Below are 23,860 nucleotides of genomic sequence, written 5' to 3' on the forward strand. Positions count from 1 at the left end.
TCGGGACACGCCCTCTGCCGGATCAGGAATTCGAGAAGCTTTCTCTCCTCTACCGCGCCGCTTTGCGGCGCAGCCATGCTGTAAGTTCATCGTTCCAGTCGGTGTCGCGTGAGGATGGTTTGCGAACGTGGATCGTCCGCCCTTCGCGGGCATAAGCGGCCAGGCCACGCGACGCGGCCAGCTCGCCGCCAGCATCGTGATCGACGAAGAGGTGAAGCTCGGTCACGCTCTCAGGCACGCTGACGAGACCGAAGCGCTCATTGCCCAGGGTCGCCCAGACGGGAATGCCGGTGAGAGCATAGGCCGACATCGCGCTCTCGACCCCCTCGGCAAGGCCAAGCTTGCCGGAAACTGGAGCGAAGAGACGAACAGCAGCTTCACCGAGCGCGCCGAGCGCGCGTTTCGGCTTTTCGAAAGCGGCCTTGCCTGAAGCCTCGGTAGACAGGAACGTGCGGTGGATGGCGATCGGGCCCTCGTCGAGGCTGACTGCCGCGATCATGGCGGGCAGAAAGCGGGCCCGTCCTTTCGGGCCAAGCGGCGTTCGTGGATGGAAGCGGAGCGCCGGAGATGCGGCGAGGATGCCGCGGCTTTCAAGATATGCCTTTGCCGGACTGGCACGCAGTGGCTGTGCATCGCGCCAGATCCTCAGCGCTACCGCCGAGGGTTTGCAGGTGCTAGTCGATTCGGGTTCGTTGGTGGTCGCAGAACCTGAAAAAAGCGCCGGTGCCTCGAAACCTTCACGCGCCAGAGCAGCCAGCACGCTCTGCTGATCGCATCCCGCGAAACAGTGGAAGAGGATGGCCTGTCGGCCGAGCGACACACCGAGTGACGGCGTGCGGTCATCATGCGCGGGGCAACAGGCCATGCCCTTTGTGCCGGACCATTTGCCCCCTCGCGATTCGCAAATGCGACGGGCGGTCTCGGCAAGCGACCGGTTGGGATGAGTTTGGACAGACAGGGACATGCGAGCTCCTCAGCATGCAAAGTGGCCCCCTCATCAGCGTTCCTCTCCTCTCCCAAAGGCAGGCATTCGCGGCTTTCCTACAGGCACATGTTCTTTTTATGTTCTCTTTCGATTCGAATCAATGGAGCACAAGTCGAGATGAACTGCCTCAATTGTCTGACCGCGCTAGCGGTCGCCTGTCTGGGGATGATCGCGACCTCCTCACAGCAAGTTCGCGCCCAGGATTTCACCTTGTTCGAGCACGCGATCGTTCCGCCGAAGAAGGACCAGCAGCCGGCCAGGGAATATCTTCCTGCAATCTACCACGCCGAGCCAGCAAACGTATCCTACCGGGAAGGCTTGTATATGGCGGCGATAGCCGAGGCTGAACGCCGTTACCGGCTTCCGACCAACCTGCTCCGAGCTCTTATCTGGGCTGAGTCCCGCTTCAATCCGATGGCTGTTAGTCCAGCCGGTGCTGCCGGGCTGGCTCAGCTTATGCCGGCCACGGCGAGAGAACTGGGCGTCCGGAACCGTCACGACCCTCTTGCATCGATCGACGGTGGCGCCAGGTACCTTCGCGATATGTTGGACCGGTTCGACGCGGTCCACCTGGCCTTGGCAGCTTACAATGCTGGCCCAGGTGCCGTCTCCCGATCACGCGGCATTCCCAACAATGGTGAAACGCCGCAATATGTCCGGTCTGTGTTGGGACGTTGGCAAGCAATTGGTACGTACAATTGACGAAACTACCTGATTTCCGGCTATTGTCTGAAATCATGTGCCGGAATGAAGACGGACAACGCCAGTGAATGAAACCCCCGGTGAGCCGTTTGATTTTCGCAAGGCGTTGAAGGCACAGAAGCGCCGGAAGCTGAGAAAGGAGATCGCGTTGGGTTTGGGAGCATTCGCGATCGTATTTGCTGGAGGGATGCTGGCACTGAACTGGCCAGTCCATGATGCCAGCCTTGCTAACGACGATCAGCAGCCTCAGGCTTTATTCCAGCAAGCAAGCTCCCCACAATTCGACATCTGCGGATCCATCCGGCGCACATGCGTCGTGGATGGAGATACTTTCTGGCTTGATGGCGTGAAGATCCGGATTGCCGACATCGACACTCCCGAGATCGGCGAGCCTCGTTGCGACTATGAATACCAGCTCGGCATGCGCGCGACGCACCGCCTTGTCGAATTGCTGAATGGCGGGCCCTTTGAACTGAGGACCATCGGTAGCAGAGACGAGGATCAGTACGGTCGCAAATTGCGGGTTGTAACGCGCGGCGGCCGCTCGCTTGGCGATCAGCTGGTCAGCGAAGGCCTGGCGCGAACCTGGACCGGGAGACGTGAACCATGGTGCTGAACCGCGATCAGGAATTGTGGGCCGTCGCGCTCTGGGTCGAAAAGAACCATGGCGAAGAGGGAACCGCGTATATCGCGCAGCAAATCCAGCGGCTATCCAACGAAGGGGACGAGGCAGGCATAGCAACGTGGAAGACTATTGCTGAGCGCTTCGATCAGCTTAGCTGCCAAAGCTCTATGAACTGAGGCTCGGCACGATGCGGAAGTGGCTTAAGGTCTGGGGCATCAGAATTGAGTTTGCCTTGCTCGCGTCAGTGTCCCTGATAGGGCTGGTCCTGAGCCTTCAATCCTGCACTGGCTGAGAAGAAATTCGATCTCCCGATCAACCCTTCGCAAACTTCCCCATGATGACCTTGCCTCCAGTCCGGAGCTCATCGAGGTAGTCGCTCCACCATTGAGCCATCCGCACGCGCTCGTCCCAATGCTTGCCGCGATGGTAGATGCCACGCACAACATTGCTGTCGCCATGTGCCAAGGCACGCTCGATCGCATCAGGATTCCAAAGGCCCGACTCGTTCAGGAATGTCGATGCTGTCGCCCGGAGTCCATGAGCGGTGACTTCTTCCTTCGAATATCCCATGCGACGAAATGCGGCATTGAGCGTGTTTTCACTCATGGGACGCTTGGAGCTGCGCGCAGACGGGAAGACATATCCTTCGCGGCCGAGCATCTCGGCCAGATCAGTGAGATAGCCTCTAACCTGCTTGGAAAGCGGGACGGCATGCGCTCGGCGCGCTTTCATTTTACCGGCAGGGATCTTCCAGACCCCATCGACGAGGTCGATCTCATGCCATTCGGCGTGCCGGAGTTCGCCGGGGCGTACGAACACATGCGGCGCTATCTGCAAAGCTAACTTCGTCACCATGTAGCCAGTGAAGTCGTCGATTGCGCGCAGCAGCCCGCCTAGCTCGGTGGGTTCGAGGATTGCTGCATAATGCGTGGCTCTCGGCGTTACGAGAGCGCCCTTCAGCATGCTGGTCGGATCGGATTTGCAGCGGGTGGTAGCAACACCGTAGCGAAACACGCGGCCTGCGAACGAGCGGCATTTCTTCGCAGTCTCGTGCTTACCAGTGGCTTCCAGTCGTTTGAGAGGAGCCAGGACTTCGAACGGCTCGATCTCGTCGATGGGTCGGTTACCGATGGCAGGCGCAAGCTTGTCGAGGAAATAATTGGCCTTGACGATCGTGCCATCGGCGCGGCCATTCTGGACCATCATCTGTTCAATATACTCACGTGCGACTGCCTCGAACGTCTGTGCAGAAAGAAACTCGGCGCGGATTTTCCGCTTCCGCTTCTCAAAGGCCGGGTCGCCCCCAGAAGCAACAGCTCGTCGTGCCTCGTAGGCCGCGTCTCGCGCTTGCTTGAGGCTGATGTCGGGATAGCTGCCGATGCAGAGCTTCTTTTGCGTGCCGCCGATCCGGTATCGGAATCGCCAAAGTTTGCCGCCGGTCGGCGTGACCTCAACATATAGGCCGCGTTCATCGGTTACCTTGTACGGCTTATCCTTGGGCTTGAGTGCGCGGATGCGAGCATCTGTCAGCGGCATGTGGGGGCCTTTTCATCTGGGCCTTTGCGAAACGGCCTCAAAAGGCCCACAAAAGTGTCTGGAACCCCCGAGAACAGGCGGGACGATCCGGAACGATCCAAGGGCCAAATCCCTAGGATTTCTGCGGGTTTTATAGATTATTTGGGAGAACGTGAGAAGAACAAATGGTGCCCAGAAGAGGACTCGAACCTCCACGCCCTTGCGAGCGCCGCCACCTGAAGACGGTGCGTCTACCAATTCCGCCATCTGGGCACACTTGCGTCCGGTCATCGTGGTCCGGGCCGCGGGTAGGGGCGGGCCACTACGAAGAGTCGCGCGGCCTGTCAACGGTGATGTCGCAACGGTTGCGGGTGTTCGCGCGTTGAGGCATGGCGAACGCGCGCCTGCCCCGGCGGATTCACGAAACAGGATAGCTTACCGATGCCCAGCCCTTCCCCCCTCGCCAACAAGCTCGTCACCGTTTTCGGCGGCTCGGGATTTCTCGGGCGACATGTGGCGCAGGCGCTGCTGGAAAGCGGTGCGCGGCTGCGGATCGCCAGCCGTCATCCGGAAAAGGCCTATACGCTAAAGCCGCTCGCCAACCTCGGGCAGCTGCAGTTTGCGCGGTGCAATATCCTCAGCGAGAAGAGCATCGCCGCATGCCTGGCCGGGGCCGATGCCGTGGTGAACCTGGTCGGCGCCTTCGACGGTGACCAGATCGCGCTGATGGGCAAGGCGCCCGGCACCATCGCTAGGCTGTCGGCAGAAGCAGGCGTCCAGGCCCTCGTCCAGATCAGTGCCATCGGCGCCGATCCCGAGGGCCAGACGGATTATGCCGTCGGCAAGGCCATGGGCGAGGCAGGCGTGCTCGATGCCTTCCCCAAAGCCACCGTGCTGCGCCCGTCGGTCGTGTTCGGCAAGGACGACAGCTTCATCAACATGTTCGCCGGCCTGATCGCTAGCCTGCCCGCCCTGCCGGTATTCGGCCCCGAGGCGAAGATGCAGCCGGTTTTCGTCGACGACGTGGCCGAAGCCGTCGCCGCTGCGCTGGCCGACCCGGCCTCGCATGGCGGCAAGACCTACGAGCTGGCCGGCCCCGAAGTGCTGACCATGCTGGAGATCCACCAGCGCATCGCCGAGGCCCAGCGGCGTAATCGCGCCTTCTTCCCGATGCCCGATTTCGCCAGCGCCACCTTCGCCGCGCTGCCGCTGACGCCGATGAGCCGCGACCAGTGGACCATGCTCAAAGCCGGCAATGTCGCCTCGGGCAAGCTACCGGGGCTGGAGAAGCTGGGAGTCGAGCCCAAGCCGCTGGGCCTGTTCCTCGACGACTGGATGGTCCGCTTTCGCAAGCACGGCCGCTTCAACGAAGCGCTGGCCTGATCCGCGTCACGCAGGCGGAAGGGCCGACCCGGCAGGATCGATCGCATCGGCCGGAGCGACCAGCAGTATGGCCCCGTCGCTGCCCGTCACCCGCACCCGTTCGCCTGATTTCATGTCGACCCCCTTGGCCAGCCATTCGCTGTCGCCCAGCCGGACCCTGCCGCTGCCGCCGGCGAAATCCTGCGACACCACTGCCATCTCACCGACCAGTCGCGCGCCGCGGCGGTTCATCAGCGGGTCGGCGCCTGACGGCGGCGCATCGCGCAGCATCCGACGCGCGGTGAACACCATGATGAGCGCCAGCGAGACGAAATTGACGATCTGCAGCGGCACGCCGGGGTCGAGCACGAAGGTCAGCACGCCGGTGATGAGGGCCGCGGCCGCCAGCCAGATCAGGTAGACGCCCGGCACGAGAATTTCGAGCGCCGCGAGGACGAGGCCCAGTGCCGCCCAGATCCAGTGCGGTTCGATCCCGTCGAACATCGCCGCCTAGCCCTGCCCGCCGGTGCGCGGCACGGCACTGCGGGGGCGGTCGACCGGGGCGGCTGGCGGAAGCGGGGTGGTGGCGGTGACGGTCTGCGTGTCGCTGCCGAGCGCTCCCTTGACCAGTTCGCCGATCCCGCCGAGCGAACCAATCAGCTGGGTCGCCTCCATCGGGAACAATATGGTCTTGGCATTGGGGCTGTCGGCGAACTTGCCGAACGCCTTGGTGTATTCCTGGGCGATGAAGTAATTGATCGCCTGGTTGCCCGACGCGGCGATCGCGTCCGAGACGAGCTGCGTCGCCTTGGCCTCTGCCTCCGCCGCGCGTTCGCGGGCCTCGGCGTCACGGAAGGCGCTTTCGCGCTTGCCTTCGGCCTCGAGGATGGCGGACTGCTTCTTGCCTTCGGCGCGCAGGATCGAGCTGGTCTTGTCGCCCTCGGCCTCGAGGATTTCGGCGCGCTTCAGGCGCTCGGCCTTCATCTGGCGGGCCATGGCTTCGGAAATATCCTGCGGCGGGCGGATATCCTTGATTTCGACCCGGGTGATCTTGACCCCCCAGGGCGAGGTCGCGTGATCGACCACGCTCAGGAGCCGGGCGTTGATCTCGTCGCGCTTCGACAGGGTTTCGTCGAGGTCCATCGAGCCCATCACCGTGCGCAGGTTGGTGGTCGTGAGCGCCATGATCGCCTGGTAGAGGTTCGACACCTCGTAGGCGGCCTTGCCGGCATCCAGCACCTGGAAGAACACCACCGCATCGACCCCGACCATGGCGTTGTCGGCGGTGATGATTTCCTGCCCGGGAATGTCGAGCACCTGTTCCATCATGTTGATCTTGCGCCCGACGCGGTCGATGAACGGGATCAGGATATGCAGGCCCGGTTCGGCCGCATTGTGGAACCGGCCCAGCCGCTCGATGGTGTAGACGAAGCCCTGCTTCACCACCCGCACCGCCATGGCGAGGAACACCAGCAACAGAAACAGCAAGGCGACCAGTGCGAATTCCATGAAACCCTCCGACAAGTGATGCGGCCAGAGTAGCGGGTTTGCGGCCATGGACAAGCGCGCGATGCTTGGGCACAACCGGTTGCAATGCGCGACCGAAAGAGTCGCGGCGGAGGGGAGAGGACCGATGAATCGTTTCGCACTGGCGGCCATAGCTGCGCTTGCGCTGAGTGCATGCAACGGCGAGGAAGCCGTTGTCGAAGGCGGGATCGACAGCGCCCGGCTCGTAAACGCCGGCGCGGACACCGCCAACTGGATCTCGCATGGCCGCACCTATGACGAGCAGCGCTTCTCGCCGCTCGACTCGGTCAATCGCGAGAATGTGGCGCAGCTCGGCCTCGCTTGGTCGGCGGATATGGACACGGCACGCGGCCAGGAAGCGACGCCGCTGGTGATCGACGGCAAGCTCTATGTCACGACCGCCTGGAGCAAGGTGAAGGCCTATGACGCCAAGACCGGAACGCCGCTGTGGGAATACGACCCCAAAGTGCCGGGCGAAACCGGAGCAAAGGCCTGCTGCGATGTCGTCAATCGCGGGCTCGCAGCCTGGAACGACAAGCTCTATCTCGGCACGCTCGACGGACGGCTCGTCGCGCTCAACCGCGAAACCGGCGCGGTCGAGTGGGAAAAGGTCACGGTAGACCAGGGCAAGAGCTATACCATCACCGGCGCTCCGCGCGTGATCGACGGCAAGGTGCTGATCGGCAACGGCGGGGCAGAGTTCGGCGTGCGCGGCTACATCGCCGCCTATGACGCCGCCGATGGCGAAGAGCTGTGGCGGTTCTACACCGTGCCCGACGATGACAGCTCGGACGATCCCGAATATCTCAAGAAGGCAGCGGAAACCTGGTCGGGCGACGTGCTCGGCAGCGAAAGCGGCATCGGCGGCGGCGGCACCGTGTGGGATTCGATGGCCTACGATCCCGAGCTCGACCTGCTCTATTTCGGTGTCGGCAACGGCAGCCCGTGGAACCGCGCCTATCGCAGCCCGGGCAAGGACGGCACCGGCGAGGGCGATAACCTCTATCTCTCCAGCATCGTCGCGATCCGGCCCGATACCGGCGAATACGTCTGGCATTACCAGACCACGCCGGGCGAGACGTGGGATTACACCGCCACCCAGCACATCATGCTGGCCGACATCACCATCGACGGCAAGGAACGCAAGGTGCTGATGCAGGCACCCAAGAACGGGTTCTTCTACGTCATCGACCGCGCCACCGGCGAGTTCATCAGCGCGGAAGATTACATCCCGCAGAACTGGGCCAAGGGCATCGACGAGAACGGCCGCCCGATCGAGGTGGCCGAAGCCCGCGTCGACAAGACCGGCAAGCCGGCGCTGGTGATGCCGGGGCCGCTGGGCGGGCACAACTGGCATCCGATGGCTTTCAGCCCCGCCGACGGGCTCGTCTATATCCCGGCGTTCGAGGCAGCATCGATGTATGCGCCGGAAGCCAACTGGAAACCCGACACGGCGCGCGGCTTCAACGTCGGCTTCGATCTGGGCGCTGGCGACCTCCCGCCCGATCTCGGCATCCGCCGGGCTGTGTATGGCACGGTCAAGGGCAAGCTAACGGCGTGGGACCCCGTGAAGCAGGAAGCCCGCTGGACCGTCGAGTTCCCCGGCCCATGGAACGGCGGCCTGCTCGCCACGGGCGGCGGGCTGGTGTTCCAGGGCAATTCAGGCAGCGAGTTCAGCGCCTACAATTCGGCCACCGGCGAGAAACTGTGGAGCTTCCCGGCCCAGACCGGCATCGTCGCCCCGCCGATCACCTACACGGTCGACGGCGAGCAATATGTCGCGGTGCTGGCGGGCTGGGGCGGCGCCTATGCCATTACCGCCGACGGCCATCTGGTCAACGACCAGGGCCCGGTGCAGAACATCAGCCGGCTGCTGGTGTTCAAGCTGGGAGCAGACGGCAAGCTGCCGCCGATGAAGGAACTCGCCAGCCTGCCGCTCGACCCGCCACCGAGCCGCGCCAGCGAGGCAGTCATCGCCACCGGCAAGGCCAAATACGCCCGCTATTGCGCGGTGTGCCACGCCCCGGCGGCGGTCGGTTCCACCGTCCTGCCGGACCTGCGCCGTTCCGCCACCATCGCCAGCAAGGATGCCTTCAGCGCTGTGGTCTATGACGGCATCCTCAAGGATCGCGGCATGGTCAGCTTCAAGGGCTCGCTGACCAAGGAAGAGATCGACGCGGTGCGCGAATACATCATCAAGCGCGCCAACGAGGACAAGGTGCTGGAAGGCAGCGGCAAGGTTGCCCAGCGATAAGGTAACCACCGATCCCGCCGACATCTGCAACTGGCAAAGGCGGCCCGATGGGATAACCACTTCGGGCCGCCTGCTGCCCGGCGATCCTGCGCGGCTGGCGGCGATCGGCGTGCGGCACGTGATCAATCTGGCGCTCGACAGCCATCCCGAGGCGCTGGCGGACGAAGCGGCGCTGCTGGCGCAGCAGGGCATCGCCTACACACATATCCCGGTGCCCTTCGATGCCCCGACGCGCGATCATGTGGCGGCATTCGAGGCTGCGCTCGAGGCGGCCGAGGGGCCGGTCCATGTTCATTGCATCATGAACTACCGGGTGACGGCCTTCTTCTACCTGCTGGACCGGGCCCGCGGGCTACCCGAACAGGAAGCCGCCGCGCGCATGGCAAGGGTGTGGGACCCGCCCACCAGCGACGAACCGGCAGCGCAGCCGTGGAAGGCACTGCTGCAAGGCTGACAGACATGGCGTTTTCCTACACCGCCATGTCTTGCTAGCCCGGCGCCGGCTCTTTCACATTGTCGGGCGTTCCGGACCGGATTCCGCCGCTTTGCAGCGTCGGATTTTGGTGTGAACTTAGTGTGACCTTCCGCCTGTCGAGCGGGCCTGGAACAGTGCCGCCCTAGCCTTTCAGCGCGGTTCCATAAAGCGCCAGCAGGCGGCCCCACGCGCGGTCGGCCTCTGCCTTGTCATAGGTCGGGTTGTCGAGCACGCACCAGCCATGGTCGCCGCCATAGACCTCGATCTCGGCTGTGGCACCGGCAGCGGACGCGGCGTCGCGCAGCACGTCTTTTTCGCCCGGGGCTTTGGCATCGTCGTTCTTCGCGATGGCGATGAGATAGGAAGTGCCCTTCTCGAGTATCCTGTGCGGGCTCTTCGCATCCTCGGTCACCATCCCGCCGCCGTGGAAGCTGGCCGCCGCCCTGACCCGGTCCGGTCGGGCATGCGCCGCAAAGACAGTGAAGGGTCCGCCCATGCAATAGCCCTGCGTTCCGATGGCTTTCGTCTTGTCGACCGTCTGCTGACGGTCGAGCCAGTCCACCAGCGATCCCGTGTCGCGCATGATCGCATCGGCGGTCAGCCTGGCGCGCCAGGGCTCGACCTTCTGGAACCCGCCACCACTGCGGAACGAAGGCATGTCGGCGAACTGGTCTGCCGGCACGTCGCGGTAATAGGGATTGACCACCAGGACGGCGTAGCCTTCCGCCGCCAGCCGCCGCGCCATCACGCGCTTGGCTTCGCGCAGCGAGGCGATGTCCGGCCACAGGATCACACCGGGGTGCCTGCCGCTTGCCGGATGGACGAAGAAGGCATCCATCGTGCCGTCCTGTGTCGCGATGCTCACCATGCTTTCGGCAAGGTCGCTCGCCGGCCCTGCTCCGGCCTCTGCGCCAGCCATGGTGCCGGTGCACGCGGACAGGGCGACCGCGCCGCCGAGCATCCCGAAATGGCGCCGCGACAGGCCCGTGGCCGCGGTCTTCGCATCCCATTCGGCAAGGTCCGTTTCATCGCACATCGTGTGTCTCCCCGTTATGGTTCAGACGAACAACGCAGCCCTGCGCGCCGGTTCCCGCCTAGCTGCGCATGAATACGCGCGCGCTCTGGCCGTCGTCGATACGGATGATGGCCCCGGTCACGCATTCGCTCGACGGTGCGACGAGATAGAGCAGCGTCGAATCCATCTGCGCGGGAACGGGCACGCGCTTGCGCGCGACATGTTCGCGCGGGTCGCCGATGCGCTCGAACATGCCGTCGGTCATCTCGCTGACGAACATTCCCGGGGCGATGGCGTTGACGTTGATCCCGGCGTATGCCCATTCGACGCTGAGCGCCTCGGTCATGCGGGCGATCGCGGTCTTGGTCACGGCATAGAGCGCAGCCCCGCCGCCGTCGTAGCGGTAATGCGCGACCGAGCTGATGTTGACGATATTGCCCGGCTTCTTCGCCGCGATCAGCCGCTTGGCGACCTCGCAGGCGAGCAGCCACGGCCCGCGCAGGTTCACGCCCAGCACCTGGTCGACCAGTTCGACGCTCATCTTGTGGGCGCGCTGGGCGTCAGGCATCCCGGCGTTGTTGACGAGGATGTCGATCGTGCCGAAGGCCGCCTCGCCCGCATCGACCGCCGCCACCAGCGCAGCGGCATTGGTCGCGTCCATCTGCACCGGCAGCGCCCTGCCGCCCGCCGCCTCGATCTCTGCCGCCAGCTTCTCCAGCCGGTCGAGCCGCCGGGCCGCGAGCACCACCGCAGCGCCCTGGCTCGCCAGCACCCGGGCAAAGCGCTCGCCAAGGCCGGAGGAGGCCCCGGTGACCAGCGCCACCCGGCCGCCGAGGTCCATCGAAGCATTGGGCAATGGATAATCGGTCATGTCTCTCTCTCCGCGACCTGCTCTGTCTCTAACTCCGGAATACCACCGTCCGCTGGCCGTTCAGCAGCACCCGTTCCTCCACATGCATCCGCACCGCCTCGGCCAGCACGCGGCTCTCGATATCGCGGCCCTTGCGGACGAGGTCGTCGGGGCTGTCGGCATGGCTGATCGGCTCGACATCCTGGTGGATGATCGGCCCTTCGTCGAGATCGGTGGTGACGTAATGCGCCGTCGCCCCGATCATCTTCACCCCCCGCGCATGCGCCTGGTGATAGGGCTTGGCGCCCTTGAAGCCGGGCAGGAAGCTGTGGTGGATATTGATGCACCGCCCGGCGAAATGCGCCGCCTGTTCGTCGGAGAGGATCTGCATGTAGCGAGCCAGCACCACTAGCTCCGCCCCGCTCTGCTCCGCCACGGCGCGGACCTGCGCCTCCTGTTCCGACTTGGTCGCGGCGATAACCGGCAAATGGTGGAACGGCACCTCGCCGATATGGGTGTGGCTGATCGCCTCGCGCGGATGGTTGGAGACGATCGCCACCGGATCGATCGGCAGCTCGCCGATGCGCCAGCGATAGAGCAGGTCGGCGAGGCAATGGTCGAACTTGCTGACCATGACCAGCACCCGCCGCCGCCGGTCGCGCCGGACCAGCTTCCAGTCCATGCCGAGCTCTGTCGCGAGCGGCAGGAACGCCGCCCGGAGGGCATCGGCATCGGCACCCAGCGGGTCGAACTCGATCCGCATGAAGAAGCGGTCGGCCTCGCGGTCGTTGAACTGTTGCGCCTCGAGGATGTTGCACCCCTGCTCGAACAGGAAACCCGTGACCCGCGCCGTAATCCCGGGCCGGTCGGCGCAGGAGAGGGTCAGGATCAGCGGCTCGGCCATGTCAGCGCCGGGTAAGCGCCTCTTCGCTTTCGCGCATCAGCTGGGCGATGATGTCGGCGACGGCTTCTTCCTGCGTCACCATGCCGACCGATTGGCCCGCCATCAGGCTGCCGCCCTCGACGTCGCCGTCGATCACCGCGCGGCGCAGCGCGCCGGCCCAGAAGTGCTCGATCTGAAGCTGCGCCTCGCCCATCTCGATCTCGCCGGCGTCGAGCAGCTTGGCGACTTCGAGCTGCTTGGCGGTGAAGGCCTCGGTGCCCTTGTTCTTGAGCGCGCGGACCGGGATCACCGGCAGGCGCGGATCGACCTGCACGCTGGCCTCGGCATCCCGTGCCTTGGCGCGGAAGAAGGCCTTCTTGAAATCGGGGTGGGCGATGCTCTCGGTTGCACAAGCGAAGCGGGTGCCGAGCTGCACCCCGACGGCGCCCATCTCGAGGTATCCGGCGATTGCCTCGCCCCTGCCGATGCCGCCAGCGACGAACACGAGGTGATCCTCGGCCAGCTCAGGCAAGAACTCCTGCGCCAGCACGCTGGTCGCGACCGGACCGATATGTCCGCCCGCCTCCATGCCCTCGATGACCAGTGCATCGCCGCCAGACCGGAGCAGCTTCTTCGCCAGCGCCAGCGTGGGGGCGAAAACGATGACCTTGGCTCCGAAAGCCTTGATCGCCTCCACGCTACCCTTGGGCGGGATGCCGCCAGCCAGCACGACATGCGTCACGCCGTGCTTCTGACAAACGCCGATCAGGTCGAACAGCTGCGGGTGCATGGTGATGAGGTTGACGCCGAAGGGCTTGCTCGTGAGCGCCCTCGTTGCGGCGATTTCGGTATCTAGGAGTTCGGGAGACATGGCCCCGCAGGCGATCACCCCGAACCCACCCGCATTGGAGATGGCGGAGACGAGGTTGCGTTCGGACACCCAGCTCATCGCCCCACACAGGATGGCGTGCTCCGAACCGAGGAAGTCGATCCCGCGCTGCATCAGCGCGGTGGTCCTGGGGTGGGCGCTCAAGCCGGCTCCTCCGCATCGAGGCCATAGGCGGTGTGCAGCACGCGAACGGCCAGTTCGGTCTCGTCCTCGTCGATCATCACGCTGACCTTGATTTCCGAGGTCGAGATCGCCTGGATGTTGATACCGCGCTCGCTCAGCGCCTTGAACATGGTGCTGGCGACGCCCGCGTGGCTTTTCATGCCGACGCCGACGACGCTGATCTTGGCGATCTTGCTGTCGGTGATGATGCGGTTGAAGCCGATCACGTCGCGCTTGTCATCCAGCAGCGCCTGCGCCCGGGCGAGGTCGGCCTGCGGCACGGTGAAGGTCACGTCGGTCTCGCCCTTGTCGCGGCCGACGTTCTGGATGATCATGTCGACATTGATGCTGGCCGCGGCCAGCGGGCCGAAGATATTGGCCACCGCGCCGGGCCGGTCGGGCACGCGGGTGAGGATCACCTTGGCCTCGTTCTTGTCATGCGCGATGCCGGTCACGAGCTGGCGTTCCATATCGCCCTCCTGAAGTATGCGTTCCATTTCCTCGTCCGACACGATCATCGTGCCGGGCAAATCGTCTGCCGGGATGGCATCGTCACCGACGAAGCTGGAGAGGACCTGCACCCTCACCCCTTCCTTCATGGCGAGGCCGACCGAGCGGGTCTGCAGCACCTTGGCGCCGACCGACGCCAGCTCGAGCATTTCCTCGTAGGTGACCGCCTTCTGCTTGCGGGCGCGGGCGACGATGCGCGGGTCGGTGGTATAGACCCCGTCCACATCGGTGTAGATGTCGCAGCGGTCGGCCTTGATCGCCGCCGCCACCGCCACAGCCGAGGTATCCGACCCGCCCCGGCCGAGCGTGGTGACCCGGCCGTCCTCACTGAGGCCCTGGAATCCGGGGATCACGGCGATCACGCCTTCGGCCATGCTGGCGAGCAGTTCGTCGCTGTCGATGCTCTCGATGCGAGCCTTGGCGTGGGCTTCGATGGTGTGCACCGGCAATTGCCAACCGAGCCAGCTGCGCGCCTTGCAGCCAAGGGATTGCAGTGTCAGGGCAAGGAGGCCCGAGGTGACCTGCTCGCCCGAAGCGACGACCACGTCGTATTCGGCCGGGTCATACAGCGCATTGGCTTCGCGGCAGAAATTGACCAGCCGGTCGGTCTCGCCCGCCATGGCGCTGACGACCACGGCGACCTCGTCGCCATTCGCCGCCTGCTTGCGCACGATATTGGCGACGCGGCGAATCCGCTCGGTCCCCGCCATCGAGGTGCCGCCGAATTTCATGACGATACGGGCCAAGGACTTGCTCCGCTCTGGATTGGTCTTCGTGGCGCTGTTAGGGGGGAGCCATGAGCGATGCAACCGGCCAGAGCGATACCAAATCTACGGGCACCCCAACGATACGGCCCGATGAGGCCGCGCATTTCGGCCGGCTGGCGGCGGAATGGTGGGACCCGAAGGGTTCGAGCGCCATGCTGCACAAGCTCAATCCCGTCCGGCTGGGCTTTGTCCGCGAGGCGATCGACCTGCACTGGGGCGGCGATATCGACAGCTACGCGCCGCTGGCGGGCAAGACCGCGCTCGATATCGGCTGCGGGGCCGGGCTACTGTGCGAGCCGCTGGCGCGGATGGGCGCGAAGGTAACCGGCGTAGATGCAGCGGCCGAGAATATAGAGGCAGCGCAGGCCCATGCGAAGGGTTCGGGCCTCGCCATCGACTATCGCCATGGCGAACTCGGCGAACTGGGCCTCGGCCGGTTCGATCTCGTCACCTGCCTCGAAGTGATCGAGCATGTCGCTGACAAACCCGCCTTCATCGGCCAGCTTGCCGACCGCCTGGCGCCAGGCGGGCTCATGATCCTTTCCACCCCCAACCGCACGCCGCAATCGCGCCTGCTGCTGGTCGGCGCGGCGGAAGCCATGGGCATGGTGCCCAAGGGTACGCATCACTGGGAGGACTTCATCGGGCCGGAGGAGTTGACCGAGATACTCGCCGGTCTTGGACTGACGGTCACAGAAACGCGCGGCATCGCCTTTTCCGTGGCGAAGGGTCTGCACCTCAGCGACGACCGGTCGCTCAACTACATCCTGAGCGCGCGCGCCGCCTAATCGTTGGCCTGCATGTCTTCCGGAACATCGTCCCACGGCCGGAAGTACAGCTTGGCGCATTCCGCCGCCTGAACCCCACCGACCAGGTCGAGATCGTCCTTGTAGGCATCGGCGACGAAATCGAGCGTCGAGAGATGGCGATCCTCGAAATACATTTCGTGCACATCGTCACGACCGGCACCGTAAACGATGCGGCTGACCCCGGCCCAGATGCTGGCGAAGGTGCACATTCCGCAGGGCTGCAGCGTCGAATAGAGCGTCGCGCCCTTGATCTGCATGTCGCCGTAAGCCTTGCCGCCTGCGCGCAGGGTCATCACTTCGGCATGGGCGGTGGCATCGCAACATTCGGCGGTGCGGTTGACCCCGCGGGCGATTTCCTTGCCGTCCAGCACGAGGATCGCCGCGATCGGCGTGTCGGCAGGGTCGGCGCCCTTTTCCGCCACGGCATGCTCGCGCGCCTTGCGCATCCAGGTCTCGTCGTCAGTTGGTGTGCCGGTCATGCGCCATGAACGTACGAGGCCTCATTGCGCTCCGGCGAGTGCCTTCACGACCGGTGCCGGGTCGTCGGTGAAGAGCCCGTCGACCCCTGTCCGGCGGAGGATTTGTGCGAGTTTGGCAATATCGCCTCGCCCCGCATCCCCGCCCCCACCGCGCAGCGGCGGCGGCAGGAAGGCGTTTTCCTTTCGCAGCGTCCATGCATGGACCTTCAGCCCGGCCGAATGCGCCGCACTCACCAGCGCCGAGGGCGTCCCGTCCAGCTTCATCAGCAGGCGAAGGTCCGCGCCGATAGCATCGGCATAGGCGGCGATGTCGGCCAGCCCGCTCGGCGCCAGCATGTCGGCATATGTCAGCGCCGGCTCGTCCGCCGGGCCGCCGTCGGCCTTCACCAGCTGCACCAGCTTGAAGTCGCTGCGTTGCTTCAAACGCTTGAGCGGCCCGACTTCGAAGCTCTGGATGAAGACCGGGTCTGTGGCGGTGATGCCAAGCCGCTTCAGTTCGGCGAGCAGCAGGTCGACCGTGTCGATCCCTTCTGACTGGAGCAGGAATTCCGGGTGCTTCAATTCGGGATAGAGCCCAATCCGCCGCCCCGTCGCGGCTTCCCTGGCGCGCACCAGCCTGACGATTTCCTCCAGCGTCGGGACCTGCCACAACCCGTCGTAGAGCGCATTGCGCGGGCGAATGACGGGCAGGCGTTCCTTGGCGCGGAGCGTCCGCAATTCGGCGAGCGTGAAATCTTCCGCGAACCATCCGGCCACCAGTTGCCCGTCGATAGTCTTCGAGCGGCGGCGGTCGGCAAATTCCTCGCGGGCCGCGACATCGGTGGTGCCCGACAGCTCGTTCTCGTGCCGCGCGACCAGCACGCCGTCTTTCGTCGGCACAAGGTCGGGCTCGATATAATCCGCCCCCTGCTCGATCGCGAGTTCATAGGCGGCCAGCGTATGCTCGGGCCGCTCGCCGCTCGCCCCGCGATGGGCGATGACAAGGACATCGTCGTCGGCAGCGGCAGCCGGCAAGGTTCCGAACATCAGCGCCAGCGCAGCAAGCCATCTCAGCACCAGGCATTCTCCCATTCGCTCTGCGCGAAACCGACGAGGATGCGTTGCCCGTCCTCGTGTTCGGCCACCGGGCGTTTGATGAGGCTTGGGTGTTGCAGCATCAGGTCGATTGCCTTGCTGCGGTCGATATCGGCCTTGTCGGCATCGTCCAGCGCGCGAAAGGTGGTGCCGCGGCGGTTGAGCAGGACCTCCCAGCCGACCCGGTCGGCCCAGCGTTCGAGATGGCCCCTCTCGGCGCCTTCCTTCTTGTAGTCGTGGAAGGTGTAATCGACCCCCTGCGCCTCGAGCCAGCCGCGCGCCTTCTTGACGGTGTCGCAATTGGGGATGCCGTAAACGTGGATCATGCGCGTATCCTGATGTTGGAGATGGACCGGATGTTACACTGTCCAGGGCCAAAAAAACCGGCCCCTCCGGCAACCGTTTCGGCAAGGAGGATTCCGGAGGACGGCTGCTGAGCGAAAGCGATCATGCGGCGGGCCTAGCGCGATGCGGGCGTGTAGGACAGATGGGCATCGGCGATCGCCACGGCCAGCGCATCGGCGGCGTCGGCCCCGGCGATGGCGACGCCGGGCAACAGCACCTTCAGCATCGCCTGCACCTGCGCCTTTTCCGCCCCACCGGTGCCGACCACGGCTTTCTTGACCAGCCGCGCGGCGTGTTCGTTGACGGTCAGCCCCGCCGCCCCGCAGGCTGCCAGCACCGCGCCGCGTGCCTGCGCCAGCTTGAGGGTCGATTGCGGGTTCTTGTTGACGAAGATTTCCTCGCACGCAGCGCGGTCGGGCCCGTGCGCGGCAATGACCGCGCGCACCGCGTCGTGCAGGTGATGCAGCCGCTGGACAATCGAAGCCTTGGCGTCGGTCTTCACCTCGCCATGCGCGACATGGGCGATGCGCGAACCCTCCGCCCGGATCAGGCCCCAGCCGGTGCAGCTGAGCGACGGGTCGAGGCCGAGGATCAGCAAACCTCCCCCTCCCGATCGCGGTAGGGGGACTTGGTCACCCCAGCTTCTCCATGATCTCGTCGGAGATCTCGTAATTGCCCCAGACGGTCTGGACGTCGTCGTCGTCGTCGAGTGCATCGACCAGCTTGAGCAGCGTGCCCGCTGCCGCTTCGTCGATGGCGACGGTGATGTTGGGCTTCCACGCCAGCTTGACGCTGTCGGCTGCGCCCAGTTCGGCTTCGAGCGCGCTGGCGACGGCGTGGAGGTCTTCCGCAGCGGTCCAGATACTGTGGCCGTCCTCGCTGCTCTCGACGTCGTCGGCGCCCGCTTCGATCGCGGCTTCGAGGACCCTCTCCTCGTCGCCCGCACCGGCAGGATATTCGATCAGGCCCTTGCGATCGAAGCCGTGGCTGACCGACCCTTCGGAGCCGAGGTTGCCGCCGTTCTTGCTGAAGGCGGTGCGGACATTGGTGGCGGTGCGGTTGCGGTTGTCGGTCAGCGCCTCGACGATCAGCGCCACGCCCGCCGGGCCATAGCCTTCGTAGCGGATCTCCTCATAGTTCTCGCCATCGCTCGCGCTCGCCTTGTCGATCGCGCGCTGGATGTTGTCCTTGGGCATCGACTGCGCCTTGGCCGCATTGACCGCCAGGCGCAGGCGCGGGTTCATGTCCGGATCGGGCATGCCCATCTTCGCAGCCACCGTGATTTCGCGGCTGAGCTTGGAGAACATCGCCGAGCGCTTCTTATCCTGCGCGCCCTTGCGGTGCATAATGTTCTTGAACTTGGAATGGCCGGCCATGGCGGTGTTTTCGGTCCTGTGCCTGTGGGTTGGGATGCGCAACCGCCCCTAGCGAAGCCGGACGGACCGGGCAATCTCTAGGGCGCAATATCGAAATGGAGCGCGGTGATCTCTTCGCTCGCAAGATTGCGGTAGAGCGCGCGGGCCGGCTCGTCCTCCGGCACGATGTCGGCCTGAACAAAGATGGTCCAGGCCCCGCGTTCACGAGCGATCCGGCGCAGTTCGTCAATCAGGGCCGTGGCTACGCCTTGCCGCCGGTGGCTATCCGCCACGGCAAGATCGTAGATGTAGATTTCCGACCGGGCCTGCTCGAACTTGGCGAGCTCGTATCCGGCCAGCGCGCCGACGACCTGCCCTTCCGCTTCCGCCAGCAGGGCGATGTTCGACGGTTGCCCGAGCCAGCCAATGACGTATTCATCGTCCGGGGGACGGCTGGCATACTGCCCGGGTTCACCGAAGACCTCGCAAAACAGCGCATTCATGGCCCTGAAGCCAACAAGGTCGCCCGCACCGAGATGGCGGACCCGCATCACTGTCAGATCCGGACCGCGGTGCCGCTGGCGCTGACCATCAGCATCGAGCCGTTGGCGCCGATCACCTCGTAATCGAGGTCGATCCCGACCACGGCATTGCCGCCGCGGCTGGCACATTCTGCCTGAAGTTCCTCGATCGCCTGGCTGCGGGCATCGGCGAGGATGCGCTCGTAACTGCCCGATCGGCCGCCGACGATGTCGCGGATACCGGCAAACAGATCGCGCATGATGTTCGCGCCCACGATCACCTCGCCGGTGACGATGCCGATATAGTCCTGGATCGGCCGGCCTTCGATGGTGGGGGTAGTGGTGACGATGACGCCGCGCGCGTCTTTCCAGGGGCCTGCCATTGATTCTATTCCTTTTGCATCTGCCACGTCTTGCCCCATCCTAGTGGCGCTGGGTGCGGCAGGCTATCGCGAAAACGCCAGGTGCGGCAGCCCCGGCGACCGGTTTTCTTAGGACTTTGCTGGCAGGACCTCCGGGCAATGAAAGACGACTTGAACCTTTCGACCGCCCCGCAAGTGCAGCTTGCCGCACCTTCGTTACGTCAGGAATGGTCTGCCTATGCCGCCTTCCTTCGCCGTCCCGTCCTTCCCCCTGCAGCGAGCGGTTTGAACCGGGCTGGCGGGCTCGCCTTGCTGCGCCTGTACCTGCTCGACCTCCTGCTCGCAGGTAGCCTTGTCGCCATAGGGTTGCTGGCTATCGGTGCGGGATTCGCCCCGCCCGATCATTCGCTGGCGCAGTTCGACTGGGGACCGGGTACGGTGCTGCTCATCGTGCTCGGCGCGCCGCTGATGGAAGAACTCGCCTTTCGCGGATGGCTGTCGGGACGCCCAGGCGCGGTGCTGGGCATCGCCCTGCTGCTCGTTGCGGCGGCGACCCTGCTGCTGGCCGGGCGAGAAGGGGCGCCGGATACGCTCGTCCCCGTGGCCTTCGCCGCCCTTGCCGCCTTGGCCGGTCTTGCCGCGGCCGTGCTGCTGCGCCGCCGCGCGCCATGGAACTGGTTTGCGCGGATTTTCCCGCTGTTTTTCTGGATCAGCACCCTCGCCTTTGCGCTGGTGCATCTTTCGAACTACCAGGAAGGTTCGCTCACATCCTCGCTGCCGCTGGTGATCCCGCAATTCATCGCCGGGTCGATCTTCGCCTATGCGCGAGTCACCCATGGCCTGTGGGCCAGCGTGGTCCTGCATGCGCTCCACAACGGCACGCTCGCCGCCATCATCGGCCTGGCCCTCGCCGCATCCGGCTAGGTTTGCATCGCCGCCCCCCAAAGAGGGCGCGGCGATGCAATACAGGCCCCGCAAAACGGGCAGGCGTTGCTACGGCTTGTGCGAAACAGCCGCGCGAAGGAAGCCGCCGACGAACCCGAGCATTGCCCCGATTTGCCACGCAGGCACGGCCTTCCCGAACACCAGTTGCGACAGATTGTCGAACACCTGCGGGAAGATCAGCCCGCCGATCAACCCCGCAACCGCGCCGAACAGCAGCGTCAGCAGGGGGTAAACGGCGCTGACGACCGGGGCAGCGATCAGAAAGATGCCGATGGTTTGAAGTTTGCTTCTGGTCATCCTGTATTGGTGAAATAATACAGTGTGTTCGTCAAGCAATTTCAATGATTTCAGCCGAGGCCCAGTGCCGCCTTGTAGGTATCGAGCACCATTTCCATCTCGTTGCGATCGTCAGGCTTCATCTTCCTGAGGCGCACGACCTGGCGCATGATCTTGGGATCGTATCCGACCGCCTTGGCCTCGGCATAGACGTCGCGGATATCGTCGGCGATGCCCTTCTTCTCTTCCTCGAGGCGTTCGATGCGCTCGATCAGCAGGCGCAGGCGGTCGTCGGTGGCTTCGGCCATGTGGGGTCTCCGTGAATCGGGTGAGAATCAGTTGGCGGCTCGATAGCCAGCGACCGCGCACGATTGAACCGCACGCGGAAATTATTCCTGTGCGTTCTTCGCCACGCTCGCTTCCATCGCTGCCACCTGCTCCGGCGTCGCCTCGCTCTGGCGGGTCGCCTTCCATTCCGCCATCGGCATGCCATGGATCAGTTCGCGCGCGGCCAGCTTGTCGCCTTCGAAGCCGGCCTCGCGGATCCAGTCGGCGAGGCAGTTGCGGCAGAAGCCGGCGAGGCCCATCAGCTCGATGTTCTGCGCATCGTGGCGATGGCGCAAGTGGCGGACGAGGCGGCGGAACGCGGCGGCCGCTACGGCATCGTCCAGGGTATCGAGGGCGTCAGGCGCATTCGTATCCATTGTGACTATTCCTTGAGTTGCAACGAAGCTGTGCCATAGCTCGGGCCCATGCAAAAGCTCGATCCGAAGCACGTCGATCCCCGCGGCCGCAAGGTCAAGATCCTTGCCACCGTCGGCCCCGCCAGCCGCGATCCCGAGGTGCTGCGCCGCCTGTTCAGGGCCGGGGCCGATGCCTTCCGCGTCAACATGAGCCACGGCGAACACGCCGACCATGCCGCCACGATCCAGGCGATCCGCGCGCTGGAGAAGGAATTCCACCGCCCGATCGCGATCCTGGCCGACCTGCAGGGGCCGAAACTGCGGGTCGGCAAGTTCAGGGACGGGCAGGCCGTGATCCGCCATTCGGGCCATTTCACGCTCGACCGCAACCCGGAGCCGGGCGACGAAACGCGGGTCGAACTGCCGCATCCCGAACTGTTTGGCCTGCTGAGCAAGGGGCAGCGGCTGCTGATCAACGACGGCAAGATCCGCCTGCGGGTGATCGAGGCCGATGACGAGAAGATCCTCTGTTCGGCCGAAGTCGGCGGGGTCATTTCCGACCGCAAGGGCGTCAACGTGCCCGACGCGGAAATTCCGATCCCGGCGATGACGCCCAAGGACCGGCGCGACCTCGCCTTCGCCATGGAACACGGTGCCGACTGGATTGGCCTCAGCTTCGTCCAGCGCCCCGAAGACCTTGCCGAAGCCCGCAAATTGATGGGTGGCAAGGGCGCGCTCTGCGCCAAGATCGAGAAGCCAATGGCGGTCCGGCGCCTCGACGAGATCATCGAGATGTCCGACGGCATCATGGTGGCGCGCGGCGACCTCGGCGTCGAGCTCGAGCCGCAGGAAGTGCCGCCGCTGCAGAAGCGGATCGTCAACGCCACCCGCCTCAAGGGCAAGCCGGTGATCGTCGCCACGCAGATGCTGGAATCGATGATCGAGAGCCCGGCCCCGACCCGCGCCGAAGTCTCCGACGTCGCCAATGCGGTCTATGACGGGGCCGATGCGGTGATGCTTTCCGCCGAGACGGCGGCAGGCGACTGGCCCGAGGAAGCGGTCACCATCATGCACAAGATCGCCGTGCAGGTGGAGCAGGACGAGGCCTATCTCGAACGTGTCCGCCTGCTCGACACCCCGCCCGATCCGACCACCGCCGACGCGCTGAGCCATGCCTGCATGACCATCGCCGACACGGTCAATATCGCCGCCATCACCGTCTTCACCGGCTCCGGCTCGACCGCGCGCCGCGTCGCCCGCGAACGGCCGAGCGTGCCGATGCTGGTCCTCACCCCGTCGATGCGCACCGCGCGGCGGCTGTGCCTGCAGTGGGGCGCGCACGCGGTGGCGACCAAGGATATCGGCAGCTTCGAAGAAATGATCGCCAAGGGCAAGCGCATGGCCCTGCGCCACGGCTTCGGCCAGGCGGGCAGCAAGCTGATCGCGCTGGCGGGCGTGCCCTTCGGGACGCCGGGCAGCACGAACCTGCTCCACGTCGTGACGCTGAAGGGCGACGAACTGGAAACGCATGAGGGGTAGGCCGCTTGGCCCAACCTCTATGTTTCTACCCCTGCGTTAACACCTCTGGATGGTTTCGGGCGCATAGGTGTGTGCGTCAGGAACAAACCTATGAAATTCGTAAACCTCAAATCCCGCGGCGGCGACTATATGGTCGTCGCCAGCAATATCGCGTGGCTGCGCACCGGCGAGAATGGCCAGACGCTGGTCGGCATGGTCGGCAGCACGCCGCTGCTGGTCACCGGCAGCGTCGAAGAAGTCTCGCAAATGATCCTCTCGGGCTGATCCCTCAACCGGTCAGCCGTACGGCAGCTTGATATCCCACTGCAGCGCCGTAACGCCTTCCTTCGCGTCGAGCGGATCTGTTGCCCTGGCGACCAGCATCGAGCCTTCGGCGATGTCCTCGAGCGCGTTCTCCGGCTCGCCGGGGAAATACATCTGCGTCGTCAGGCGCACCTGCCGGCTCTTGATGTCGAAATGGATATGGCGCGGGCGCGGTACGCCGCCGAAGGCATAGACGCCCGGCCGGATGGTGCGGAACCGGTAGCGGCCCTGGGCATCGGTCGTCAGCAGCGCCGAACCCTGAAAATTCGGATCGAGCGGCAATTCCTCGCGCTGGTCGCCGCCATGGATATACCGGCCGACAGCATTTGCTTGCCAAAGGTCGAGCGTCGCGCCCGCGATCGGGTTGCCATCATGATCGGTCACCACCCCGAATACGTCGAGCAATTCACCGCTGGCGACGCCGGTGCTGCCTTGCAAGCGGGTGAGATCGGCATCTTGGTCGAGCGGGCGGACGGTCGGATAGAACGGCCCGAGCTGCTGCGGCGGGGTCGATCGTTCGAGAACCTTCAGCAGGTCCTGGGCGGCAAGCGGGGCAGCAACCGTGGCGCTACCTCCGGCAATGATGAAGTTGCGGCGTGAAAAAGCAGGCATCAGTCCCTCCCCCTCGAATGGAGATGCGCGACCCTG

At 64.8% G+C, this 23,860-nt stretch carries 30 protein-coding genes and 1 tRNA gene; 10 read left to right on the top strand and 21 right to left on the bottom strand.

Annotated elements, in window-relative coordinates; all coding sequences use genetic code 11:
• Positions 1 to 49 precede the first annotated feature (49 nt).
• Entirely contained in the window at positions 50 to 964 is a 915-nt protein-coding gene (locus WAB17_RS04555) for a DUF7146 domain-containing protein (RefSeq protein WP_120324986.1), read from the bottom strand.
• Positions 965 to 1,051: 87 nt separating this feature from the next.
• Here WAB17_RS04555 and WAB17_RS04560 point away from each other — a divergent pair, with 87 nt between their 5' ends.
• The 3 genes from WAB17_RS04560 to WAB17_RS04570 all read left to right on the top strand — a co-directional run bounded on the left by WAB17_RS04560 (position 1,052) and on the right by WAB17_RS04570 (position 2,488).
• A complete protein-coding gene (locus WAB17_RS04560; protein WP_435418834.1) occupies positions 1,052 to 1,687 on the top strand; it encodes a lytic transglycosylase domain-containing protein in 636 nt (211 codons plus the stop codon).
• 64 nt (positions 1,688 to 1,751) lie between these two features.
• Entirely contained in the window at positions 1,752 to 2,303 is a 552-nt protein-coding gene (locus tag WAB17_RS04565; RefSeq protein ID WP_435418835.1) for a thermonuclease family protein, read from the top strand.
• Positions 2,294 to 2,488: a DUF6961 family protein gene (locus tag WAB17_RS04570; protein ID WP_435418836.1), complete on the top strand. Its 195-nt coding sequence runs from the start codon at positions 2,294 to 2,296 to the stop codon at positions 2,486 to 2,488. The genes WAB17_RS04565 and WAB17_RS04570 overlap by 10 nt, the downstream gene beginning before the upstream one ends.
• A 136-nt stretch (positions 2,489 to 2,624) precedes the next feature.
• Here the strand turns inward: WAB17_RS04570 and WAB17_RS04575 are convergent, their stop codons facing one another.
• The gene (locus WAB17_RS04575) at positions 2,625 to 3,848 is read right to left on the bottom strand and encodes a tyrosine-type recombinase/integrase (protein WP_435418837.1); all 1,224 of its coding nucleotides are present in this window, start codon (positions 3,846 to 3,848) and stop codon (positions 2,625 to 2,627) included.
• A gap of 165 nt (positions 3,849 to 4,013) precedes the next feature.
• A tRNA-Leu gene (locus WAB17_RS04580) sits at positions 4,014 to 4,100 on the bottom strand.
• A 168-nt stretch (positions 4,101 to 4,268) separates the two neighbouring features.
• On the opposite strand from WAB17_RS04580, the gene WAB17_RS04585 reads away from it, so the two are divergent.
• A complete protein-coding gene (locus WAB17_RS04585; protein WP_435418838.1) occupies positions 4,269 to 5,210 on the top strand; it encodes a complex I NDUFA9 subunit family protein in 942 nt (313 codons plus the stop codon).
• A 6-nt stretch (positions 5,211 to 5,216) separates the two neighbouring features.
• Here WAB17_RS04585 and WAB17_RS04590 read toward each other — a convergent pair whose 3' ends face one another.
• Together WAB17_RS04590 and WAB17_RS04595 are read right to left on the bottom strand one after the other, a co-directional pair.
• Complete coding sequence (locus WAB17_RS04590) at positions 5,217 to 5,693, bottom strand: NfeD family protein (protein WP_435418839.1); 477 nt, start codon at positions 5,691 to 5,693, stop codon at positions 5,217 to 5,219.
• Between the two features lie 6 nt (positions 5,694 to 5,699).
• The gene (locus tag WAB17_RS04595; protein WP_435418840.1) at positions 5,700 to 6,698 is read right to left on the bottom strand and encodes an SPFH domain-containing protein; all 999 of its coding nucleotides are present in this window, start codon (positions 6,696 to 6,698) and stop codon (positions 5,700 to 5,702) included.
• A gap of 124 nt (positions 6,699 to 6,822) precedes the next feature.
• On the opposite strand from WAB17_RS04595, the gene WAB17_RS04600 reads away from it, so the two are divergent.
• Positions 6,823 to 8,970, top strand: coding sequence for a PQQ-dependent dehydrogenase, methanol/ethanol family (locus tag WAB17_RS04600; protein WP_435418841.1), 2,148 nt, complete (start codon positions 6,823 to 6,825; stop codon positions 8,968 to 8,970).
• Positions 8,957 to 9,424: a beta-lactamase hydrolase domain-containing protein gene (locus WAB17_RS04605; protein ID WP_435418842.1), complete on the top strand. Its 468-nt coding sequence runs from the start codon at positions 8,957 to 8,959 to the stop codon at positions 9,422 to 9,424. The genes WAB17_RS04600 and WAB17_RS04605 overlap by 14 nt, the downstream gene beginning before the upstream one ends.
• A gap of 163 nt (positions 9,425 to 9,587) precedes the next feature.
• Here WAB17_RS04605 and WAB17_RS04610 read toward each other — a convergent pair whose 3' ends face one another.
• From WAB17_RS04610 to WAB17_RS04630, 5 genes are read right to left on the bottom strand one after another with little or no spacing between them, the layout of a single operon-like run.
• Positions 9,588 to 10,481, bottom strand: a complete 894-nt coding sequence (locus tag WAB17_RS04610; RefSeq protein ID WP_435418843.1) for a dienelactone hydrolase family protein — start codon at positions 10,479 to 10,481, stop codon at positions 9,588 to 9,590.
• 58 nt (positions 10,482 to 10,539) lie between these two features.
• Complete coding sequence (locus WAB17_RS04615) at positions 10,540 to 11,331, bottom strand: SDR family NAD(P)-dependent oxidoreductase (protein WP_435418844.1); 792 nt, start codon at positions 11,329 to 11,331, stop codon at positions 10,540 to 10,542.
• Positions 11,332 to 11,359: 28 nt separating this feature from the next.
• A complete protein-coding gene (purU, locus tag WAB17_RS04620; RefSeq protein ID WP_435418845.1) occupies positions 11,360 to 12,214 on the bottom strand; it encodes a formyltetrahydrofolate deformylase in 855 nt (284 codons plus the stop codon).
• Between the two features lies 1 nt (position 12,215).
• The gene (locus WAB17_RS04625; protein ID WP_435419330.1) at positions 12,216 to 13,196 is read right to left on the bottom strand and encodes an NAD(P)H-dependent flavin oxidoreductase; all 981 of its coding nucleotides are present in this window, start codon (positions 13,194 to 13,196) and stop codon (positions 12,216 to 12,218) included.
• A gap of 26 nt (positions 13,197 to 13,222) precedes the next feature.
• A complete protein-coding gene (locus WAB17_RS04630; protein WP_435418846.1) occupies positions 13,223 to 14,500 on the bottom strand; it encodes an aspartate kinase in 1,278 nt (425 codons plus the stop codon).
• A 50-nt stretch (positions 14,501 to 14,550) separates the two neighbouring features.
• Here WAB17_RS04630 and ubiG point away from each other — a divergent pair, with 50 nt between their 5' ends.
• On the top strand, positions 14,551 to 15,309 hold the full coding sequence (ubiG, locus tag WAB17_RS04635) for a bifunctional 2-polyprenyl-6-hydroxyphenol methylase/3-demethylubiquinol 3-O-methyltransferase UbiG (RefSeq protein WP_435418847.1): 759 nt from the start codon (positions 14,551 to 14,553) through the stop codon (positions 15,307 to 15,309).
• Here the strand turns inward: ubiG and WAB17_RS04640 are convergent.
• The 7 genes from WAB17_RS04640 to WAB17_RS04670 form a co-directional block, all read right to left on the bottom strand.
• Positions 15,306 to 15,809, bottom strand: a complete 504-nt coding sequence (locus WAB17_RS04640) for a nucleoside deaminase (RefSeq protein WP_435418848.1) — start codon at positions 15,807 to 15,809, stop codon at positions 15,306 to 15,308. The two genes, ubiG and WAB17_RS04640, sit on opposite strands and share 4 nt — an antisense overlap.
• Positions 15,810 to 15,830: 21 nt before the next feature.
• Entirely contained in the window at positions 15,831 to 16,880 is a 1,050-nt protein-coding gene (locus WAB17_RS04645; RefSeq protein WP_435418849.1) for a glycerophosphodiester phosphodiesterase family protein, read from the bottom strand.
• Positions 16,859 to 17,209 carry an ArsC family reductase gene (locus WAB17_RS04650; protein WP_435418850.1) on the bottom strand — a complete coding sequence of 117 codons (351 nt, stop codon included), beginning with the start codon at positions 17,207 to 17,209 and terminating at the stop codon, positions 16,859 to 16,861. The genes WAB17_RS04645 and WAB17_RS04650 overlap by 22 nt, the downstream gene beginning before the upstream one ends.
• A 134-nt stretch (positions 17,210 to 17,343) precedes the next feature.
• The gene (gene ruvC, locus WAB17_RS04655; RefSeq protein WP_435418851.1) at positions 17,344 to 17,826 is read right to left on the bottom strand and encodes a crossover junction endodeoxyribonuclease RuvC; all 483 of its coding nucleotides are present in this window, start codon (positions 17,824 to 17,826) and stop codon (positions 17,344 to 17,346) included.
• A gap of 34 nt (positions 17,827 to 17,860) precedes the next feature.
• A complete protein-coding gene (locus WAB17_RS04660; protein ID WP_435418852.1) occupies positions 17,861 to 18,604 on the bottom strand; it encodes a YebC/PmpR family DNA-binding transcriptional regulator in 744 nt (247 codons plus the stop codon).
• Between the two features lie 77 nt (positions 18,605 to 18,681).
• Positions 18,682 to 19,134: an N-acetyltransferase family protein gene (locus WAB17_RS04665; protein ID WP_435419331.1), complete on the bottom strand. Its 453-nt coding sequence runs from the start codon at positions 19,132 to 19,134 to the stop codon at positions 18,682 to 18,684.
• 5 nt (positions 19,135 to 19,139) lie between these two features.
• Positions 19,140 to 19,487, bottom strand: a complete 348-nt coding sequence (locus WAB17_RS04670) for a heavy metal-binding domain-containing protein (RefSeq protein ID WP_435418853.1) — start codon at positions 19,485 to 19,487, stop codon at positions 19,140 to 19,142.
• Positions 19,488 to 19,625: 138 nt separating this feature from the next.
• On the opposite strand from WAB17_RS04670, the gene WAB17_RS04675 reads away from it, so the two are divergent.
• On the top strand, positions 19,626 to 20,390 hold the full coding sequence (locus WAB17_RS04675; RefSeq protein ID WP_435418854.1) for a CPBP family glutamic-type intramembrane protease: 765 nt from the start codon (positions 19,626 to 19,628) through the stop codon (positions 20,388 to 20,390).
• A 69-nt stretch (positions 20,391 to 20,459) separates the two neighbouring features.
• On the opposite strand, the gene WAB17_RS04680 is transcribed toward WAB17_RS04675, so the two are convergent.
• From WAB17_RS04680 to WAB17_RS04690, 3 genes are all read right to left on the bottom strand, one after another.
• A complete protein-coding gene (locus WAB17_RS04680; RefSeq protein WP_435418855.1) occupies positions 20,460 to 20,708 on the bottom strand; it encodes a hypothetical protein in 249 nt (82 codons plus the stop codon).
• A 50-nt stretch (positions 20,709 to 20,758) separates the two neighbouring features.
• The gene (locus WAB17_RS04685; protein ID WP_118055007.1) at positions 20,759 to 20,995 is read right to left on the bottom strand and encodes a DUF2312 domain-containing protein; all 237 of its coding nucleotides are present in this window, start codon (positions 20,993 to 20,995) and stop codon (positions 20,759 to 20,761) included.
• Between the two features lie 81 nt (positions 20,996 to 21,076).
• A complete protein-coding gene (locus tag WAB17_RS04690) occupies positions 21,077 to 21,391 on the bottom strand; it encodes a DUF1244 domain-containing protein (RefSeq protein WP_435418856.1) in 315 nt (104 codons plus the stop codon).
• 48 nt (positions 21,392 to 21,439) lie between these two features.
• On the opposite strand from WAB17_RS04690, the gene pyk reads away from it, so the two are divergent.
• Together pyk and WAB17_RS04700 are read left to right on the top strand one after the other, a co-directional pair.
• A complete protein-coding gene (gene pyk / locus WAB17_RS04695) occupies positions 21,440 to 22,909 on the top strand; it encodes a pyruvate kinase (protein ID WP_435418857.1) in 1,470 nt (489 codons plus the stop codon).
• Between the two features lie 90 nt (positions 22,910 to 22,999).
• A complete protein-coding gene (locus tag WAB17_RS04700; RefSeq protein WP_435418858.1) occupies positions 23,000 to 23,173 on the top strand; it encodes a hypothetical protein in 174 nt (57 codons plus the stop codon).
• A 12-nt stretch (positions 23,174 to 23,185) separates the two neighbouring features.
• Here WAB17_RS04700 and WAB17_RS04705 read toward each other — a convergent pair whose 3' ends face one another.
• Complete coding sequence (locus WAB17_RS04705; protein ID WP_435418859.1) at positions 23,186 to 23,824, bottom strand: hypothetical protein; 639 nt, start codon at positions 23,822 to 23,824, stop codon at positions 23,186 to 23,188.
• Between the last annotated feature and the right edge of the window lie 36 nt (positions 23,825 to 23,860).

It is taken from the genome of Parerythrobacter aurantius (assembly GCF_045291475.1).
GTDB lineage: Bacteria > Pseudomonadota > Alphaproteobacteria > Sphingomonadales > Sphingomonadaceae > Parerythrobacter > Parerythrobacter aurantius.

Bases quoted from the DNA above. Each gene is read 5' to 3' on its own strand.
- WAB17_RS04700 (WP_435418858.1), top strand. From the start codon at position 23,000: ATGAAATTCGTAAACCTCAAATCCCGCGGCGGCGACTATATGGTCGTC.
- pyk (WP_435418857.1), top strand. From the start codon at position 21,440: ATGCAAAAGCTCGATCCGAAGCACGTCGATCCCCGCGGCCGCAAGGTC.
- WAB17_RS04645 (WP_435418849.1), bottom strand. From the start codon at position 16,880: ATGGGAGAATGCCTGGTGCTGAGATGGCTTGCTGCGCTGGCGCTGATG.
- WAB17_RS04575 (WP_435418837.1), bottom strand. From the start codon at position 3,848: ATGCCGCTGACAGATGCTCGCATCCGCGCACTCAAGCCCAAGGATAAG.
- WAB17_RS04555 (WP_120324986.1), bottom strand. From the start codon at position 964: ATGTCCCTGTCTGTCCAAACTCATCCCAACCGGTCGCTTGCCGAGACC.
- WAB17_RS04640 (WP_435418848.1), bottom strand. From the start codon at position 15,809: ATGACCGGCACACCAACTGACGACGAGACCTGGATGCGCAAGGCGCGC.
- purU (WP_435418845.1), bottom strand. From the start codon at position 12,214: ATGGCCGAGCCGCTGATCCTGACCCTCTCCTGCGCCGACCGGCCCGGG.
- WAB17_RS04590 (WP_435418839.1), bottom strand. From the start codon at position 5,693: ATGTTCGACGGGATCGAACCGCACTGGATCTGGGCGGCACTGGGCCTC.
- WAB17_RS04660 (WP_435418852.1), bottom strand. From the start codon at position 18,604: ATGGCCGGCCATTCCAAGTTCAAGAACATTATGCACCGCAAGGGCGCG.
- ubiG (WP_435418847.1), top strand. From the start codon at position 14,551: ATGAGCGATGCAACCGGCCAGAGCGATACCAAATCTACGGGCACCCCA.
- WAB17_RS04615 (WP_435418844.1), bottom strand. From the start codon at position 11,331: ATGACCGATTATCCATTGCCCAATGCTTCGATGGACCTCGGCGGCCGG.
- WAB17_RS04705 (WP_435418859.1), bottom strand. From the start codon at position 23,824: ATGCCTGCTTTTTCACGCCGCAACTTCATCATTGCCGGAGGTAGCGCC.
- WAB17_RS04675 (WP_435418854.1), top strand. From the start codon at position 19,626: ATGAAAGACGACTTGAACCTTTCGACCGCCCCGCAAGTGCAGCTTGCC.
- WAB17_RS04610 (WP_435418843.1), bottom strand. From the start codon at position 10,481: ATGTGCGATGAAACGGACCTTGCCGAATGGGATGCGAAGACCGCGGCC.
- WAB17_RS04665 (WP_435419331.1), bottom strand. From the start codon at position 19,134: ATGCGGGTCCGCCATCTCGGTGCGGGCGACCTTGTTGGCTTCAGGGCC.
- WAB17_RS04685 (WP_118055007.1), bottom strand. From the start codon at position 20,995: ATGGCCGAAGCCACCGACGACCGCCTGCGCCTGCTGATCGAGCGCATC.
- WAB17_RS04690 (WP_435418856.1), bottom strand. From the start codon at position 21,391: ATGGATACGAATGCGCCTGACGCCCTCGATACCCTGGACGATGCCGTA.
- WAB17_RS04680 (WP_435418855.1), bottom strand. From the start codon at position 20,708: ATGACCAGAAGCAAACTTCAAACCATCGGCATCTTTCTGATCGCTGCC.
- WAB17_RS04585 (WP_435418838.1), top strand. From the start codon at position 4,269: ATGCCCAGCCCTTCCCCCCTCGCCAACAAGCTCGTCACCGTTTTCGGC.
- WAB17_RS04625 (WP_435419330.1), bottom strand. From the start codon at position 13,196: ATGCAGCGCGGGATCGACTTCCTCGGTTCGGAGCACGCCATCCTGTGT.
- WAB17_RS04670 (WP_435418853.1), bottom strand. From the start codon at position 19,487: ATGGCAGGCCCCTGGAAAGACGCGCGCGGCGTCATCGTCACCACTACC.
- WAB17_RS04650 (WP_435418850.1), bottom strand. From the start codon at position 17,209: ATGATCCACGTTTACGGCATCCCCAATTGCGACACCGTCAAGAAGGCG.
- WAB17_RS04570 (WP_435418836.1), top strand. From the start codon at position 2,294: ATGGTGCTGAACCGCGATCAGGAATTGTGGGCCGTCGCGCTCTGGGTC.
- WAB17_RS04595 (WP_435418840.1), bottom strand. From the start codon at position 6,698: ATGGAATTCGCACTGGTCGCCTTGCTGTTTCTGTTGCTGGTGTTCCTC.
- WAB17_RS04560 (WP_435418834.1), top strand. From the start codon at position 1,052: ATGTTCTTTTTATGTTCTCTTTCGATTCGAATCAATGGAGCACAAGTC.
- WAB17_RS04600 (WP_435418841.1), top strand. From the start codon at position 6,823: ATGAATCGTTTCGCACTGGCGGCCATAGCTGCGCTTGCGCTGAGTGCA.